Origin of the sequence: Leptolyngbya sp. AN10, assembly GCF_050565645.1 — a bacterium.
Taxonomy (GTDB): Bacteria; Cyanobacteriota; Cyanobacteriia; order Leptolyngbyales; family Leptolyngbyaceae; genus Leptolyngbya.
On sequence record NZ_JBNXVP010000020.1, the window covers coordinates 56,746 to 73,559 of the forward strand.

Sequence of the window (16,814 nt, forward strand, 5' to 3'; positions counted from 1 at the left end):
CAATCGAGGATGCAATTAATTTAATCTGCGCCCGCTGGAATGCCTTAGTTTTATTGAGTGCAGAATTCTCGATAGTTGGACTCGATCGCGGGTACTCTGGAGGGTGAACTTACCCTTCATCTTTTCTTCATGAAAAACTGGTGGCAACAAGTCCAAGCCCGGATTCAAGCAATTCCAGAGGCAAAACCCGAAGAGTCGATTCTGTTTCGAGTCCTCACCCAATCGCTCGTTAGTGTCGGCATTTTAGCGACTGATCTGGCGGCGGAAACTCAGTTAGCACTCTGGGCAATTCCCCTCAGCGCGATCGGGGCGTATTGGAGTTGGCATCGACGAGGGAAAAAGAATGTTGGGTTTAAGTTTCTATTAGCGATCGCAATGACGATCGTATTGTTCAGCTTTTTCGGCAAGATGTTCGGAAATGCTCAATCGGGTGATAATCGATTGCTCTTAGCAGAGTTCTTGATTCAGATTCAAGTGCTGCATAGTTTTGATTTGCCACGACGCAAAGATTTGGGCTATTCGATGATCATTGGATTGGTGCTGCTCTCGGTTGCTAGTACCTTAAGTCAAACGATGCTATTCGGAGCAATGTTGCTCGTATTTTTGGCGATCGCACTTCCCGTTTTAATGCTTGATTATTGTTCGCGCTTAGGTGTGGATGTGGTTAAGCTAGAGCGCACCAGCTTTAAGAAGATCAATTTTCGAGTGTTGCCTGCGATTTTTGCGATCGTGCTTGCCTTGGGATTAGTCATTTTCGCCTTTATGCCGCGCTTGCCAGGGTATCAATTGCGAATGTTCCCAGTCAGTTCTCCGGTAAGTGTGCATGAGCGATTTGATAATCGAGTAATTAACAATCCAGGCTCGCCATCGAGCGGAGAGTTACGTGCTGGAATTCGGGGAGGGAGCACAGGACAGGGACGCGGTAGAACACAAGAGGGTGATCCAAGTGCGGATTTTTATGCAGGATTTGGCGACAAGATTAATCAGAATCAGCGCGGTAGACTCAAGCCACGAGCGATTATGCGAGTCCGATCGCAGATTGAAGGTTTTTGGCGGGTGATGGCATTCGATCGATATACCGGACAAGGCTGGGAAGTTTCTCGCAATGATAAAACCCAGACGGTGAAACGGTTGCCTTGGTCGTATCGGTTTATCTTGCCAACTCCGGTGAGTGTGAATCGAACTCGCGAAGTGGTTCAGACTTTTTCGATTATTTCGGATATGCCGAACTTGCTGCCAGCCCTCGATCGAGCAAGAGAAGTGTACTTTCCGACGGATGAAATCGCGATCGATCCAGAGGCAGGATTGCGTTCTCCGATTAACTTAGGTGATGGCATTACTTACAGTGTGGTTTCGGCGGTTCCGTATCGCGATCGTACTTTGCTGCGGTTGAATTCACTCAGAGCGCAATATCCTCAAAAGAGTCCACATTTGCAGATTCCACCGAGCATTGCACAACAGGTAGCAGCAGAAACGAATCGCATCTTAGCAACTTCTGAGAATTCATTAGATGCAGATTATGAAAAAGCTTTGTATCTCGGACAGTATTTGAAACAGCGTTATCGGATTCAGCAAGAGTTCAAACTACTAGAACCGAATGAGGATTTAGTTCTTGCTTTTCTGAAGAATCAAGGCGGCGATCGCGATCATTTTTCAACGGCACTGACTGTGATGCTGCGATCGATTGGCATTCCCGCTCGATTGGTTGCTGGATACGCTCCGGGACAGTTCAATCCGTTTACTGGACTGTACATTGTTCGGAATACAGATGCTTACGCGATGACAGAGATGTTTGTGCCGCGAATGGGATGGTTTACGATCGACCCGATTCCTGGTCATGAACTCATTCCACCTTCGGTTGAAGACTATCAGCCGTTTAGTTTGTTGCAGCGGTTCTGGAGTTGGGTTGCAAGCTGGTTGCCTTTACCTGTGACGGCTTGGATTAGTGAAGTAATTCGGATTGTTGGAAATGCGATCGGTTGGTTCCTCGCTCTCTTTACTCAAGGCTTGCAAGGCTTCTTTACAGCGACTTTGATTATCATTGGAAGCTCGATGTCTGTCTGGCTAATCGGTCAAGGCTGGCAAAAATGGCGCTACTATCGACGGATGCGGAAGTTGCAACCGATGGAGCGACTTTATCAGCAGATGCTCTCCCAACTTGCCTCTCAAGGTTATCGAAAGAGTGCAGCAGATACGCCTTTGGAATATGCTCGATCGGCGAAGAAAGTTCAAAACGACGATCGATCTCATGCGATTCGCGAAATTTCCGAGGCGTATGTTCGATGGCGCTACGGACGAGAGAAGCCAGAAATTGAAGAGTTACGTCAGAGATTGAAAGTGCTGAAGTCGCGTCAGAAGGTACGATAGCTATTTCAACCTGAGTTCTGGATAAGAGGGTGTTTGAGAAGTAATCGTTCATTGCATTCATCCGCCCGGACATGAATCTCCGGGCTAATCGGGGGAAGCCCACTAAACTGGGCTAAGAACTCCGTGTTGTGCTCGCAGTCCGCTTCAGCGGAGTTTCCTACATTAGCCCGGAGATTTATTTCCGGGCGAACTGGCAACGAAGCAAAGCCGCTTTTTATCCTTCTCAAACACCCTCTAAGAAATTGCGTTCAATTGCTGTGGCGGTTAGAAACCGCCAAGCGCCCAGCCTTATCTCGAACTTAGGTTATTTCAGTATTGATGCTAGAAAGCGTTCTGTGTAGTAGAGCGATAACTGATTACTAATCCCATTAAACACAGCATCAAAGGCGTGTTCTGCCCAAGGTATTTCAATGAACACCGCAGTGTTGGCATTCTGATTCAATTTCTCATACAAGCTTCGACCAAATTGGGATTGCACAATATGATCTTTGCCTCCATAGATTAGCAAGATTGGCGGGAGATTCGATCGTACTTGCTGATAAGGCGATGCTTGTCGATATCGCTCCGAAAGCTGCACTGGAGTTCCGCCCAAAAAGTTCTCTAGCACTTCTCGACTGTTGATCGGATCAGGAAACGGTGGATTGTTATAGCCTTCCGTGAGTTCAACTGGACTGTAGTAATTGACGATCGCACGAAACGGAAAAGCATTGGTCGCAAACGCTGTTAACATCGCTAAATGTCCCCCTGCGGATCGTCCCATGATTGCCATGCGATCGACATCCACTTCATACTGATCGGCATTTTGCAAAATGAACTGAATTGCCGTTCTAATATCTTCAAGCTGTGTGGGGAACTTGTACTGTGGCGCGTGTCGATAGTCGATCGCTAAAACGGTATAGCCCTGTGCTGCCATGTACTGGCTAAAGTCTTCATTCGAGTCCGGAGTTCCCGATCGCCAAGCACCTCCATAAATTTGTACGATCGCTGGATTCTTCCCTGCTTTCACAGGTCGATATACATTCATCGTGAGTGGGACATTATCAGGACTCGCAACCGGAATGTTCAAATCTCGACGAATCTCAGCTTTCGGAATTCCACGAAACGCATCGAACACAACAAAAGGAGCAGAGCGAAAACTGGGTAAAACTTGCTGCATAGAACTTTCACCCAAAGTCGATATCATTGCTGTTTTCGCTTGTTGTATTGTTGTGGGAAGTTGTACAGCAGGAATTAGACTCAAACCTAGTGCAAATAGCATTCCGATAAACAATGGCAAAGAGTGAACGCGGAATAATGCAAGTAGAGCCGCGATCGTATTCGTCAAAACCAGCCAGTGACTAATCTCTGGTGCGCCCACACTCAACGGCAACAATGAAAAAATCGGAGCCGGGATCACAACCCAAAGGGATAGGAAAAAACTAATTGCACACAGTAACCAAATCAAAACAGACATCATTGCTGGGGAATATAACTAGAACTGACTCTTCCCGCTCCTCGATAGATTGAATAATAATATTGTTCGATCGCATCGCCCTCTACTGAAAGTCGATCGATGTGAATTCCATTTCGTCCGCGATCTTTGCCAGAACTATGAATGTACTGCTGATTTCCAAGATAAAGCCCAACATGAGTCGCCTTCTCAGGAGTGCCAAAAAACACCAAATCACCCGGAATCAACACTTCAACAGGCTGTAAAAATGCCTCTTGCTGATACGCATCTCGCGGCAGTCGAATCCCCACCGAAGCAAACGCCGCCTGCATCAAGCCCGAACAATCATAGTCTGGTGCAACCGTTCCACCCCAAAGATACTCATTCGGAACCGACATCGCCGTTTGAGTAAATTCGATCACTTCAGAGATACGATCGCGAATTTCTTCCGCTGTCCAAACCGCCGCCTGATACGACTCTTCAGCCTTTTCCAGAGACTTCAAATCCTGCGGATCAAGATAGCCCGGATAATCATCTTCACAAGTCATCACCTGAAGCGGCTCATCTGACAAAATCTTCAAATAGCGACCCGCAGCCGCTTGCGTTGCCAACCGATTTAAATCCGGTGAATCGTAGAGATTGAGATTCGCGATCGTGCGATATTGCATAAGGCAGAACTTTCACTGAGCTATGACTTTTTTTCACAAAGACGAACGGTTAGAAACCTTGGGCGATCGAGTCTTACAAGCGACTTGGGCACAGTTTCCGAGTCTTGCTGCAAATCAAATTGCATTGACCTGGATTGTGTATGACTCGCCTGTGTTCGTCAATACTGGCGGAGCGATTCGCCCCGAAGAATTTTGGCAGCGATCGCCCAGAGGATTCGCCTATCGCGGTGTTGAAAATATTTACCCCGCCAGTGTGGTCAAGCTATTTTACCTAGTCGCGGCACACGAATGGTTAGAACGTGGCATGATCCCGTCCTCTGCCGAACTCGATCGGGCACTGCGCGATATGATTGTCGATTCGAGTAATGATGCAACTGGACTGGTTGTGGATGTTCTCAGCGGTACGACAGGCGGACCCGAACTTGCAGCCGGACCGTTTGAAACCTGGAAATATCAGCGCAATATTGTGAATCGGTATTTTCAATCGTTGAACTGGTCAGAGTTTGCCACGATTAATGTGAATCAAAAAACTTGGTGTGATGGTCCCTACGGGCGAGAACGCGCCTTTTACGGGGAAGATTTCGAGAATCGGAATATGCTCACTACGAATGCAGCCGCGAAATTGCTTCACAGTATTGTAGGTGGCGTAGCGGTTACACCAGAGCGATCGCAGTCGATGATGGAATTAATTAAGCGATCGCTAAATCCCGCAGATCTCGAAGCCGATCCCGAAAATCAAATCGTGGGCTTCATCGGGGGCGGTGTTCCTCAAGTTGCAAAAGTTTGGTCAAAAGCAGGCTTAATGAGCCGAGTCCGTCATGATGCCGCGTATGTTGAACTGCCCGATTTGCAGCCCTATCTTCTCGTCGTCTTCACCGAAGGCAAATCACACAGTGCGAATGAAGAAATTTTGCCCTTTGTCACTCAGCAGATTAACGAAGCCATGAAAGAGATTTAACTGCAATCGTTTCCGTAGCGTGTGGCTTTTCCGTCTTCTGTAGACTGCTCACAAGTCACTCCGGAGTGCTGCCAAAGTTGGAATTGATGCCAAAGTTTTGGCGTGTTCTGAATGCCAATAATCAAGCAACCGACCACAACGGAAAAGCCCATCATCAATTGATTAAGTCGAATCATGGATTGCTCAGTTAAATAACTTTTCTATAGCAGTAGAAGTTTAGATTAGGACATCCTCGGAGTTGCCCCCAAACCCCCAATTCTGGGGGCTTAAGACTCTTACTCCCCCAAACTTGGGGGCTGGGGGGCTTTCTAAGAAGTGTTCTAACTAAAGTAGGTACTGCTATAGAATGCTCGATCGACCCTTTCTCGTCTGTGATTCTCGTCAATCGATGAATTTGAGCAATCTTCGATACAGATTTCTAGGTCAAATCCCGTCAAAATTACGATGTGTCCTAGAGTCAAATCACCATAACTCGCTACCAAGTCGCGATAGGGTTCTATTGCCGAGTTGGTAGCTTTCTGTTGTGAATGGCTAGGTATACTGATTGTCGATCGCTTTCTAAAATCGATCGCGCTTTTAGAGGATATTTGAAAAGTATAGAAAGACTCTTCGTTGCGATTACGTTCCACCCGTGATTAGAAATCACGGTCTATCGGAGAAAGTCCACTAAAGGGGACTGAAAGCCAATCTTCAGATCCTCTTCAGTCTGTTTCAACAGACTTTGTTCCGATAGCCCCGAATTCCATTCGAGGGGCGATTCAGGCGATGAACGATTACTTTCCAAACACCCTCTTAAGCCGATTCAACAACACTTCAAAATCGTCGAATTCTGCCTATAGTGTGGTGTTGTCTATTCTCCTGGCAACCAAACTGTGTGAATGTTGTGTGCTTGACCGAAAACCGTCTTCACCCAATACATTCTTACATCTGGAGAAAACATCAAATGGAGCCAAGACAACTGAGTGAGGAACTACGGAAAGGTCAGAATCCTGATCTATCCCGTCGTCGCCTGATTATGGGACTGTCTTTCCTGGGTGCAACAATGGCAGAAGCGGTCTCTGCCTATCAAGTTGGCATGATCGACAAACTTCCTGATCCGCCCATTCCCGGAATTGATTCGAGTAAAGTCGATGCTTCCGATTTCGCCTACAGCGTATTTGATACACCGGATGGATTGATGATGCTTGTCAACTATTCAGTTACAGCATTGCTGGCTGGAGCAGGCGGAGCAAATCGCGCCACACAAGCGCCACTCTTACCGATCGCAATGGCAGGAAAAACGCTGATTGATTCGATCGTGGCATTGGGACTAGCGCGAATCGAGTGGCGGGATAATGAAGCACTGTGCGCCTATTGCCAAGTTGCGACACTTTGTTCGATCGCGTCGTTTGTGTTGGCAATTCCCGAAGCAAATACAGCGGTTCAGCACCTTTTGGGCAAGCGCGATCCAGGAACAATCTAACTCTAGAACTCACTCAGTTGCTAGGATTGGCTTGAATCTGAGGCAGTCGCGATCGAGGCTTCTTGGCGCGACTGCCTTATGACTGGCTTCAGACCAAATAGGAATCGTACAAGGTTGAACCGTCGGATGAACAGTTCGTAGAGCGCGATCGTAACAACAACTGTAGCGGTGCTAATTGTCCAGAATTTTGTCATGACTGCCGCATTCCAACGAACCACATAGAACGCGATCGACACTAAAACCGTTTGATGGAGCAAGTAAACCGGGTAAGCTGCTTCGTTCGTATAAGACAATAAACGACTATTAACATTCAAAAATTTCCGTCCCAGTCCTAAGAGCATCAACACCCAGAACCAACTATTGCAGCCTCGAAAACATTGATATAGAACATAGTTGACTGAGTAAGCGCGATCGGGAATCAGATCGGTCTGCCACAGACTGAGCAACACACTCATACAGACGATCGCTAATGTTGTCGCAATCCCTAAATGTTTGTCGATCGCGCTTCCAAATCGAGCATCTGAACAGATTAAATAGCCATAGATAAAATACAGCAGGTACAAGCAAACATTCGCCCAGTCGTCGTACAGGTTTTGAAACCCAAACCAATGGGGTCGTAAGCTACCTTCGATCAGAGCCAAAGGTAACGCCATCAGCAAGATGACACCAGGTTTCTCGATCCAGTTTGCTAATGTCGATCGTAGTGGTGCATCTCGCAGAACTATCAATAGCGGGAGTGCCAGAATTGAAAACGTAAACAAATAAATTAGAAACCAAAGATGTGCCCATTCAAAGTTCCCATAGGGGCGAACACCATTAAAAAACTGAGGATAGAACTGCCAATAAGCTCGATCGGTAGCTGATTGATTCAGCAGTCGTAAGTATACCTGGGGTGGAACTAGAAAGAGTGTTCCGAACACAAACGGAATAAATAATCGCTGCCCACGTTCTTGAACATATTGCTGACTAGATCGATGCAACAATGCAAACCAAGTTCCCGCACCAGAGATCAGGAAAAAAAGCGGCATGTGCCACTGATGGATGAACAATATCAGAGCATTCATCAGTTGGCTAGGTTGAGCATTTTGAATATAAAACTCTCCAAGCTCACCTCGATAAAACACGGCAGCCGCATGAAAATAGATCAGCAGCAAAACAGCTAATACTCTCAACCAATCAAAGTCGTATCGACGCGATCGCGTTCCTTGTTTGTTCTCAACAATTGGCATATCAATGTTCTAACTTTCCTAAATTCTATCGATAGGCTTTGCAGTCGCGATCATTAATTCCCATGCCCAACCTGTGCGAAATCGAGTCGATCGATCAATGTGAAAACCTGTTTTGCTCAGAAGCTCGTGAAATTCATGCTGTGTATAACACTGTTGATGCGCTCGATCGAGTCGCTTCAGAACAAAATCGTAAATTTGACACAGCCAATCGTCTTTACACCAATCGAGAATTATTAGCTCCCCTTCAGGTTTCAGTACCCGCTTTATTTCTAGTAAAGCTGCGATCGAATCTTCAAAGTAGTGAAGCGCACTGGCTGAAACCACGATATCAAAACTGCGATCGTCAAACGGTAATGCGGTCACAGAAGCTTGTTCAAACGAAACATTCGGATAGTCGCGACATTTTTTCTGAGCAATTTCTAGCATTTTCTCCGATAGATCAACTCCAACGATCGATTGATCTGGCTGTTCTGCTAGAACTAAACTTTCAAAAGTTCCCGTACCACAAGCAACATCTAGCACAGTGCTCGTTGGGGCAAGCTGCGTCCAATCTCTCAGAAACGATAAAGATTTGAGAATATAACGGCTCCAGAGGCGATCGTACACCGTTGCCATTTGGTTATACTGTTGACGCACCATTGTTTCCATGATCAAAGCTCGTAAGCGATCGCTTCTTTATTGTAAGTAAAACATTGCTATGTCAATCCTGAATCAGCCTGCCGTTCAACCGCTTGATGAATACAATCAAAAACTGATTGCTCAGGTGCATCCCACAGATTGGGTCAATCCCACACCCGCACCAATCTATGACCTGATTGTAGTGGGTGCAGGAACGGCTGGACTGGTCGTAGCGGCTGGAGCGGCTGGATTAAACTTGGGATTGAAGATTGCTTTGATTGAGAAAAGCTTGATGGGCGGTGATTGTCTCAATCTAGGCTGTGTCCCCTCGAAAACATTGATTCAATCGTCACGGGTTGCGGCTACAATTCGCGATGCTCAACCTTTTGGGATTCGTCCCCCCGAATCTGTAGAGGTTGATTTTGCGGCGGTAATGCAACGAGTGAGACGGATTCGCTCTGAGATTAGTCCGCATGATTCAGCAAACGAATTTCGTCGCTTGGGAATTGATGTATTTCTCGGTCGGGCAGTCTTTTGTGACCCACAGACGATCGAGGTTGACGGAACTAAACTTCGCTTTAAGAAGGCAGCGATTACTACAGGTGCACGTGCGGGTCATCCTGACATTCCTGGACTTGTTGAGGCTGGTTTTCTCACCCATGAAACTGTTTTCTCATTGGTCAATCGTCCTGCTCGTTTGGCAGTAATTGGAGGGGGTCCGATCGGGTGTGAATTGGCACAGGCATTTCAGCGACTCGGTAGCGAAGTCACGCTACTTCATAACAAAGACCATTTGCTCGATCGAGAAGATGCCGAAGCTGCTCATCTAATCGAGCAAAGTTTTTTACAAGATAGTATCGAGCTACTTCTAAAAAGCACCGTAAACCGGGTCGAGCAAACCGATACGGGTAAAGTGATTCACTATCAACATCAGGGCACAACAAAAACGATTGTTGTAGATGAAATTTTGATTGGTGCAGGACGATCGCCAAACGTTGAAGGACTAAACCTAGAAGCTGTCGGCGTAAAATACAATACAACTGGTGTGATCGTAGATGATTATCTTCAAACTACAAATCCTCGAATCTATGCAGCAGGCGACATTTGTATGCGATGGAAGTTTACTCATGCTGCGGATGCTGCCGCTCGAATTCTGATACGGAATGCTTTATTTGCTCCATTTGGCTTAGGGCGAAGTAAGCTCAGTAACCTCGTCATGCCTTGGGTTACATACACTGATCCTGAGATCGCGCATGTTGGACTGTATGAAACAGAAGCTCAAACTAAAGGAATAGAGACTGAAACAATTCATATTCCTTTTCAAGAAGTCGATCGAGCTTTAACCGACGGAGAAACCAATGGTTTTGTGAAAGTTCTACTTCGACGGGGTTCAGATCGAATTTTAGGAGCCACGATCGTGGCGCGTCATGCAGGCGACATGATCAGCGAAGTCACATTTGCGATCGTCAAAAAACAAGGACTAAAGGCACTCTCTGAAGTAATTCATCCCTATCCAACGCAAGCACAAGCGATTAAACAAGCAGCAGACGTATACTATCGAAAAACATTTCTCAATCCTGCAATTCAATTTGTGTTAAAGCTTGCCGCAAAGCTTACCTAACGGACATCCTCATAGAACTTTTTGAGATAGTCCGAAGAGACTCCCACTCCCCATAAAATTCCAACATAGAGATAGATTGCTGTTGCTTTCCAAGCTCCCCATTTGGCAACTCGTCGATCGGAGGATTGTACAATCCGATTGACCTGTCGAATTCGCCCTTTTTGCACCAGTCGCAGACACAAATCTCCATCCTCCATAATCGGAAGCTGCTCATCAAATCCACCACACTCCCAAAACTCAGCGCGGCGACAAAACATCACTTGATCACCAAAGAGCAGACGCAATCCTCGTAAGAACAAATGCGGTCTAAACAGCAAAGGAGCGTAGTAGGTTTTTAAGTAGTTGTGCAGTGAAATTCCCCAGCGTGTGTTCTGTGCTCCAGCCATCAGTGAGACAAAGCCACCACAAACGATCGCTGAATCTGAAAGTGTTTGCTCAATCACAGCAACTAAATCATCAGGAACACTGGTATCCGCATGTAAAAAACAAACCACATCTCCGATCGCTGATTTTGCTCCATAGTTCATCTGCACAGATCGCCCTCGACGATCGCACTGAATTACCTTTGCTCCAGCCGCTTGTGCAATTGGAACGGTTTCATCTTGGCTTCCTCCATCCACAACCAGTACTTCGATCGCGGATGGTTCAAGCACTGCAAGCTGCCGTAATGTGCGTCCAAGACGACTCGCTTCGTTCAATGTGGGAATCACGATCGAGACTTGCATCATTTTTTCCTACTGAGCGATCGTAAAAGTCGGACAAATCACGCAGGTGCGACTTCAAGAGAAGTGAGTCGTCCGTCTTCCATATTGATAATACGATCGGCAATGTCCAAAATTCGATTGTCATGCGTTACCAGCAAAATCGCGGCTCCCTGTTTCTTCGCCAAATTCTGCATAATTTCCACTACATCTCGACCGGATTTCTTATCGAGTGCAGCAGTAGGTTCGTCTGCCAGAACAATCTTCGGATTACAAACAAGGGCACGAGCGATCGCAACTCGCTGTTTTTGTCCGCCAGATAGCTCACTCGGATACTGATTCACCCATTCACCCAGTCCGACCGCTGCTAACATCGACTCTGCCATTTCACGCGATCGAGCTTGAGAAATATCAGTATGAAGCTCGATCGACATTTGCACATTCTGTCGAGCCGTGAGCGAATTAAGCAAATTATGAGCTTGAAAAATGTAGCCAATATTTCGCCGCAGTTCGACCAGTTCGCGTTCTGAAGCATTGAGCAATTCTTGTCCAAGCACTCGCATACTACCTTCTTGAGTCGATCGGAGTGCTCCGATCAGGGTCAGCAAAGTCGTTTTTCCAGAACCAGAAGGACCTGTCATAATCACCACTTCTCCAGGCTCGATCGCGGTTGTGACCTCAAAGAGAATCTGTTTCCGCAATCGTCCTGTGCCGTAGTAGTGATTAACGTTCTGGATATCGATGATGGAATCGTTTGGCATAATTAGAAAATGTCAGCCGGATCAGCTTGTTGAACTTTACGAACTGCGATCGCACCCGAAATCACACACATGAGAATAGTCAGACATAACACAATTATGCCTCGCGATAATGTCATTGCTAATGGTAGAGAAGTTGCATTGCGAGTGAGATTGTAAAGCCCAATACAAAGTAGATAGCCAGGAATATACCCCATTACTGACAAGATTAACGCCTCTTGGAATACGATCGACAACAGATAGCGATTCTTGTAGCCCATCGCTTTCAAAGTCGCATATTCAGCTAAGTGATCAGCCACATCGGTGTAGAGAATCTGATAAACGATTACTGTTCCAACAACAAACCCAATCGCAGTTCCTAACGTGAAAATAAACCCGATCGCAGTACTGTCTTTCCAATAGTTCTGCTCAAATGCTATAAATGCCGCCTTCGACATCACGCGCACATCACCGACAACAAAATCTTCTTTCGTTTCTTGAAGCTTTTTATTCGGATCAACCCGCCGCTCTCCGGGCAAATTCTTGAATCGTTCTAAAGTTCGCTCTAGATTTGCACCCGGTTCAAGTTTAATCACACCGATATCAATCAAAGATGGATCGCGGCTCGGAAAGATGCGCTGAAAATTCAGATCGCTCGTAATCAAGTTACCGTCCGCTCCAAAAGAAGCCCCTAACCGGAACAATCCACCGATTTCAACTCGACGAGATTCAACCTCCGTGCGAATCGCAGGATCAGAAGAATTTAATGCTTGAAATCGCTCTGATACTTGACCGAATTCAGGACGAGACGCACTATCGAATAGAACGACATCGGTTAAACGAATCTTCGATCGATTTTCCGAAACGCCCGGAACCGCAAAAATGTCATCGCCCGGATTCGTTCCAATTACCAAAATACTCCGAGTTTGCGGTGCAGGCGGACCTTGCCAAAATGGATTTTTCCAAATCCCAAACCCAATATAAATCGGGCTAATCGACTTCACGCCTGCAAATCCCAACGACTGAAACAATCGCCGTTCAGGAAAACTCTTCATCGCAATCAGCGAAGTCGATTGAGGACTAATCAGAAAGATATCACCTTCAATATTGCGGTGCAGCGTGATTGCACTTTCAAACAGTGCATCCTGGAATCCCAATTGCAGAAACATCAAAATTACTGCAAATCCAATTCCAGCCAGTGCGACTAAGAGCCGAACTTTCTCACGTTTCAGTTGCAACCAAGCTAAGGGAATCGCAAACATAGACTACTCATTTACAGACTTTAAGAGATGTTTGAAACGTAGCGGACACCGAATTCACCCGCCCCGGATTAAAATCGGGGCTAATCGAACGAAGTCCACTAAAGGGACTAATAACCAAGTGGAGTAAGGATTTCAGTCCTGTTCAAAGGATTTCAGTCCTGTTCAAAGGACTTTGTACCAATAGCCCCGACTTCCAGTCCGGGGCGGAATCACAACGTAGCGAGAACTTTTTATCCTCTTAGAGGATGTTTGAGAAGTACAAGAAGGTCCTTGCTTCGAGTGCAGTTCGCCCGTGATTAGAAATCACGGTCTATCGGAGTGAAGTCCCCTTCAGTGGACTGAAAGCCAATCGTAGCAGTCTCTTCAGTCTGTTTCAACAGACTTTGTTCCGATAGCCCCGAATTCATTCGAGGGGCGATTGATGCAATAAACGATACTTTTCAAACGCCCTCTAAGGCTCGATCGCGACTCTCACTTGCAAGTTCGTCAATCCTGCTACGGGTTCGCTATTATCTAGCCGAATCTTCACTTCGACCACTCGCGTATCTGTTCGATCGACGGGATCAGTGTTCAAGACTTCATTTTTCCGAATCTGTAATCCAACTCGATCGACCGTTCCCATCATTTCCCCTGGAAACGCAAATCCGGTAATTTTCGCCCGTTGTCCCGCTTTCACTTTGTTGATCGAATTCTCATCGACTTCAGCCACCACATACATTTGATTCGTGCGACCGAGATCCACAACGCCATCATTGCCAACAACTTCGCCCGGATCAGTGTGAATTTTCAGCACTTGACCGTCTACAGGCGCACGCACGATCGCTTTATCTAAATCTGCTTTCGATCGCTGAAAATTCGCCATCGCAACTTGGACACCTGCCTGCGCTTGTTGCACATCCGTTGGGCGAACTTCGGCAACACTGCTCAGAGTTTGTCTTGCCCCTTCGAGTTCGAGTTGTGCTTGTTGAATGACTTGAGCGGCTTGCTGGCGCTGCTTCTCAGTCGTATCTAACGTGAGCTTACGATTACTCACTTCTAATTCGTTCACCGCCCCTTCTTTGAAGAGTCTGGTAAAGCGATCGTAATCTCGCTTCGCTTTCTGATATTCTGCATCGACTTTGAAAAATTCGGCTTCCGCTTTCGGCAATTCTGCCTGTGCTCTCAAAACCGTCGCTCTCTGAGAATTGATATCGCCTTGTTTCGCACCCGCTTGCACCTGAGCCAATCGCGATTCTGCTTCTTTCACCTGAGCTTCCGCCTGCATCGCGGATGCTAGAAGCGTTTGATACGTATCTAAAACAGCTAAAGGCTGATTTGCTTTCACCCTTGCACCTTCTTTCACCAGAACTCGTTCCACACGCGATCCGCCGAATCCACCAGCAGCAGAAGCAGTCGGAGCCGAGACTTTGATCACGCCGCCTTCTGGCTCCAATCGTCCCAACGCACTCACCGCGTCTACTGTGTCCGAAGGTGGCGCTGAAATCTCAGCCGAAGAGGATTGTGAATTGGGACGGAAAATCGAATACGAGAAAATGCCAAATCCAGTGAATGCAAGAGCGATCGCAGACCCAATTAAGACAGTCCGCGCTCCAGCAGGTTTCATCAGCGGTTTGAACTTCACAGCGGAACTCCTAGTAGCACGATCGTGGCGATCTCAGAAAAGAACGGACACGAAATTTATGATATGAGTCTATTATTACCGAATGTGAAGGGTTCGATCGGGAAAAGTTACTCGATCGAGAGGCGGAATTTACAGCTAATCCCTCACCTCCAAATTGTCCAAAACGAACTGGAGAATAAGTTTTGTTAAGTGTAATCTAGATAAAAGCAGAAATCCCCCGACCAAAGCCGAGGGATTTCTTTCAATCAAGGGTTATAATGCGGGGCGTTGCTTCAGGAGTAACCCCCGCACTTTTTTAATTAGCCGTTGATGCTAGGAGCTTGAACTGCAACGGGAGTTTGATCACCCGCAGCCAAGTCAAGCGGGAAGTTGTGAGCGTTACGCTCGTGCATTACTTCCATTCCCAAGTTCGCACGGTTGATCATGTCTGCCCAGGTATTCACCACGCGACCTTGAGAATCCAAGATCGACTGGTTAAAGTTAAATCCGTTCAGGTTGAATGCCATCGTGGAGATACCCAGCGCGGTAAACCAGATGCAAACGACGGGCCATGCACCCAAGAAGAAGTGCAGTGCACGCGAGTTGTTGAACGATGCGTATTGGAAGATCAACCGACCGAAGTAGCCGTGTGCTGCAACGATGTTGTAGGTTTCTTCTTCTTGTCCGAACTTGTAGCCGTAGTTTTGCGACTCAGATTCGGTGGTTTCACGCACCAATGAAGAAGTGACAAGCGAACCGTGCATTGCACTGAAGAGCGATCCACCGAAGACACCAGCAACGCCCAACATGTGGAACGGGTGCATCAGAATGTTGTGTTCTGCTTGGAACACGATCATGAAGTTAAACGTACCGGAGATACCCAAAGGCATACCATCCGAGAACGAACCTTGTCCGATCGGGTAGATCAAGAACACAGCAGTTGCAGCAGACACCGGAGCGCTATAAGCAACACAGATCCAAGGACGCATACCGAGACGGTAGGAGAGTTCCCACTGACGACCAAGATAAGCGAATACACCAATCAAGAAGTGGAATACCACCAATTGGTAAGGACCGCCGTTGTACAACCACTCATCTAAGGAAGCGGCTTCCCAGATCGGGTAGAAGTGCAAGCCGATCGCATTAGAAGAAGGTACAACTGCACCGGAGATGATGTTGTTGCCGAACAGCAAGGAACCTGCAACAGGTTCGCGGATGCCATCGATGTCTACAGGAGGAGCAGCGATAAAAGCGATGATGTAGCAAATGGTTGCGGAGAGCAAAGTAGGGATCATCAACACGCCGAACCAGCCTACATAGACCCGGTTATCGGTTGAAGTGACCCAGTTACAGAAACGCTCCCACACATTGCCACTTTCGCGACGTTGTAAGGTTGTGGTCATGATTTTGATGATTACTGGAATGTACAAGAAATAAGGGTGGGTAAACTTCGGAGTCCGTTATTTACCTGCCCTCATCTTATGGACATCTATCTTTATTTTTCTAGGGTCTAAATATGAAATTTTATGTCTGTATACTTCATGGATTGATAATATTTTTTGTAGAAATTTGCAGCTAGAATGCGATCGCGTTCTTAAACGATTAAGCAATATGAATTCAATTGATTTAACCGACGAAAACTCTTTAATTTCAGAGTTCGATCGAGTATTTCCGATAACCTTCTTAACAAAGTAGAATCACATTACTTCATAAAATATCAGTTACAGAAAGTCGAACGAATAATTAAGTTTTTTTAGGGAGATTTCCTAAGCGAGATAGGCAGTTAGAAAAGTTCGTACAAAAGTTAAATCAACCTAATGTCACATTTCCTGCATTAGACGAAGATAGTTCTGCTGAAGCTGAACATGATTTTGAGCCAAACGTTCTGAGACATCCTTTTCAACATCGCTCATTTGTTGCCAAAACGCGGACGATCGACGAGCCGCTAAGACTTCCGCCCAAATCCCATCAATTAATGATTTTGCCGCTTCATCTTGAGCGATCGAGTCTCTTAGCTGAGTGAATTGTGCGATCGCTTCTTGATGTTGATTGATATCACGTGCCAGTTCTAGACATTGTTGAAGTTGCGAGGATTGAGCAGGAGTAAGCATAGCGCGACCTAGAGATAATGAAGCTCAAGTATAGAACGTGCGATCGTACAA

At 46.5% G+C, this 16,814-nt stretch carries 15 protein-coding genes; 4 read left to right on the top strand and 11 right to left on the bottom strand.

The annotated features are described in order from the left end of the window. Positions 1-129: 129 nt before the first annotated feature. On the top strand, positions 130-2,367 hold the full coding sequence (locus tag ACQ4M5_RS25385) for a transglutaminase TgpA family protein (protein ID WP_430678502.1): 2,238 nt from the start codon (positions 130-132) through the stop codon (positions 2,365-2,367). Between the two features lie 304 nt (positions 2,368-2,671). Here the strand turns inward: ACQ4M5_RS25385 and ACQ4M5_RS25390 are convergent, their stop codons facing one another. Continuing rightward, the gene (locus tag ACQ4M5_RS25390) at positions 2,672-3,823 is read right to left on the bottom strand and encodes an alpha/beta hydrolase fold domain-containing protein (protein WP_430678503.1); all 1,152 of its coding nucleotides are present in this window, start codon (positions 3,821-3,823) and stop codon (positions 2,672-2,674) included. Continuing rightward, positions 3,820-4,464, bottom strand: a complete 645-nt coding sequence (locus tag ACQ4M5_RS25395; protein WP_430678504.1) for a C40 family peptidase — start codon at positions 4,462-4,464, stop codon at positions 3,820-3,822. The genes ACQ4M5_RS25390 and ACQ4M5_RS25395 overlap by 4 nt, the downstream gene beginning before the upstream one ends. A gap of 22 nt (positions 4,465-4,486) precedes the next feature. Here ACQ4M5_RS25395 and ACQ4M5_RS25400 point away from each other — a divergent pair, with 22 nt between their 5' ends. Beyond that, entirely contained in the window at positions 4,487-5,422 is a 936-nt protein-coding gene (locus ACQ4M5_RS25400) for a serine hydrolase (protein ID WP_430678505.1), read from the top strand. Here ACQ4M5_RS25400 and ACQ4M5_RS25405 read toward each other — a convergent pair. After that, a complete protein-coding gene (locus tag ACQ4M5_RS25405; RefSeq protein WP_430678506.1) occupies positions 5,419-5,598 on the bottom strand; it encodes a hypothetical protein in 180 nt (59 codons plus the stop codon). The two genes, ACQ4M5_RS25400 and ACQ4M5_RS25405, sit on opposite strands and share 4 nt — an antisense overlap. Positions 5,599-6,365: 767 nt before the next feature. On the opposite strand from ACQ4M5_RS25405, the gene ACQ4M5_RS25410 reads away from it, so the two are divergent. Continuing rightward, positions 6,366-6,884: a vitamin K epoxide reductase family protein gene (locus ACQ4M5_RS25410; protein WP_430678507.1), complete on the top strand. Its 519-nt coding sequence runs from the start codon at positions 6,366-6,368 to the stop codon at positions 6,882-6,884. A gap of 20 nt (positions 6,885-6,904) precedes the next feature. On the opposite strand, the gene ACQ4M5_RS25415 is transcribed toward ACQ4M5_RS25410, so the two are convergent. Together ACQ4M5_RS25415 and ACQ4M5_RS25420 are read right to left on the bottom strand one after the other, a co-directional pair. Continuing rightward, positions 6,905-8,113: an acyltransferase family protein gene (locus ACQ4M5_RS25415; RefSeq protein WP_430678508.1), complete on the bottom strand. Its 1,209-nt coding sequence runs from the start codon at positions 8,111-8,113 to the stop codon at positions 6,905-6,907. Positions 8,114-8,131: 18 nt separating this feature from the next. Next, on the bottom strand, positions 8,132-8,761 hold the full coding sequence (locus ACQ4M5_RS25420; RefSeq protein ID WP_430678509.1) for a class I SAM-dependent methyltransferase: 630 nt from the start codon (positions 8,759-8,761) through the stop codon (positions 8,132-8,134). 49 nt (positions 8,762-8,810) lie between these two features. Here ACQ4M5_RS25420 and ACQ4M5_RS25425 point away from each other — a divergent pair, with 49 nt between their 5' ends. Beyond that, the gene (locus tag ACQ4M5_RS25425; RefSeq protein WP_430678510.1) at positions 8,811-10,352 is read left to right on the top strand and encodes a mercuric reductase; all 1,542 of its coding nucleotides are present in this window, start codon (positions 8,811-8,813) and stop codon (positions 10,350-10,352) included. On the opposite strand, the gene ACQ4M5_RS25430 is transcribed toward ACQ4M5_RS25425, so the two are convergent. The 6 genes from ACQ4M5_RS25430 to ACQ4M5_RS25455 form a co-directional block, all read right to left on the bottom strand. Next, on the bottom strand, positions 10,349-11,080 hold the full coding sequence (locus ACQ4M5_RS25430; RefSeq protein ID WP_430678511.1) for a TIGR04283 family arsenosugar biosynthesis glycosyltransferase: 732 nt from the start codon (positions 11,078-11,080) through the stop codon (positions 10,349-10,351). The genes ACQ4M5_RS25425 and ACQ4M5_RS25430 overlap by 4 nt on opposite strands. Before the next feature lie 35 nt (positions 11,081-11,115). After that, a complete protein-coding gene (locus ACQ4M5_RS25435) occupies positions 11,116-11,814 on the bottom strand; it encodes a DevA family ABC transporter ATP-binding protein (protein ID WP_430678512.1) in 699 nt (232 codons plus the stop codon). A gap of 2 nt (positions 11,815-11,816) precedes the next feature. Then, a complete protein-coding gene (locus ACQ4M5_RS25440; protein WP_430678513.1) occupies positions 11,817-13,052 on the bottom strand; it encodes an FtsX-like permease family protein in 1,236 nt (411 codons plus the stop codon). A gap of 451 nt (positions 13,053-13,503) precedes the next feature. Further along, positions 13,504-14,673 (bottom strand): ABC exporter membrane fusion protein, encoded by a 1,170-nt coding sequence (locus ACQ4M5_RS25445; RefSeq protein WP_430678514.1) that lies wholly within the window; start codon positions 14,671-14,673, stop codon positions 13,504-13,506. A gap of 299 nt (positions 14,674-14,972) precedes the next feature. Further along, positions 14,973-16,055: a photosystem II q(b) protein gene (gene psbA, locus ACQ4M5_RS25450; RefSeq protein WP_430678515.1), complete on the bottom strand. Its 1,083-nt coding sequence runs from the start codon at positions 16,053-16,055 to the stop codon at positions 14,973-14,975. A 417-nt stretch (positions 16,056-16,472) separates the two neighbouring features. Continuing rightward, positions 16,473-16,763 carry a hypothetical protein gene (locus ACQ4M5_RS25455; RefSeq protein WP_430678516.1) on the bottom strand — a complete coding sequence of 97 codons (291 nt, stop codon included), beginning with the start codon at positions 16,761-16,763 and terminating at the stop codon, positions 16,473-16,475. Positions 16,764-16,814 lie beyond the last annotated feature (51 nt).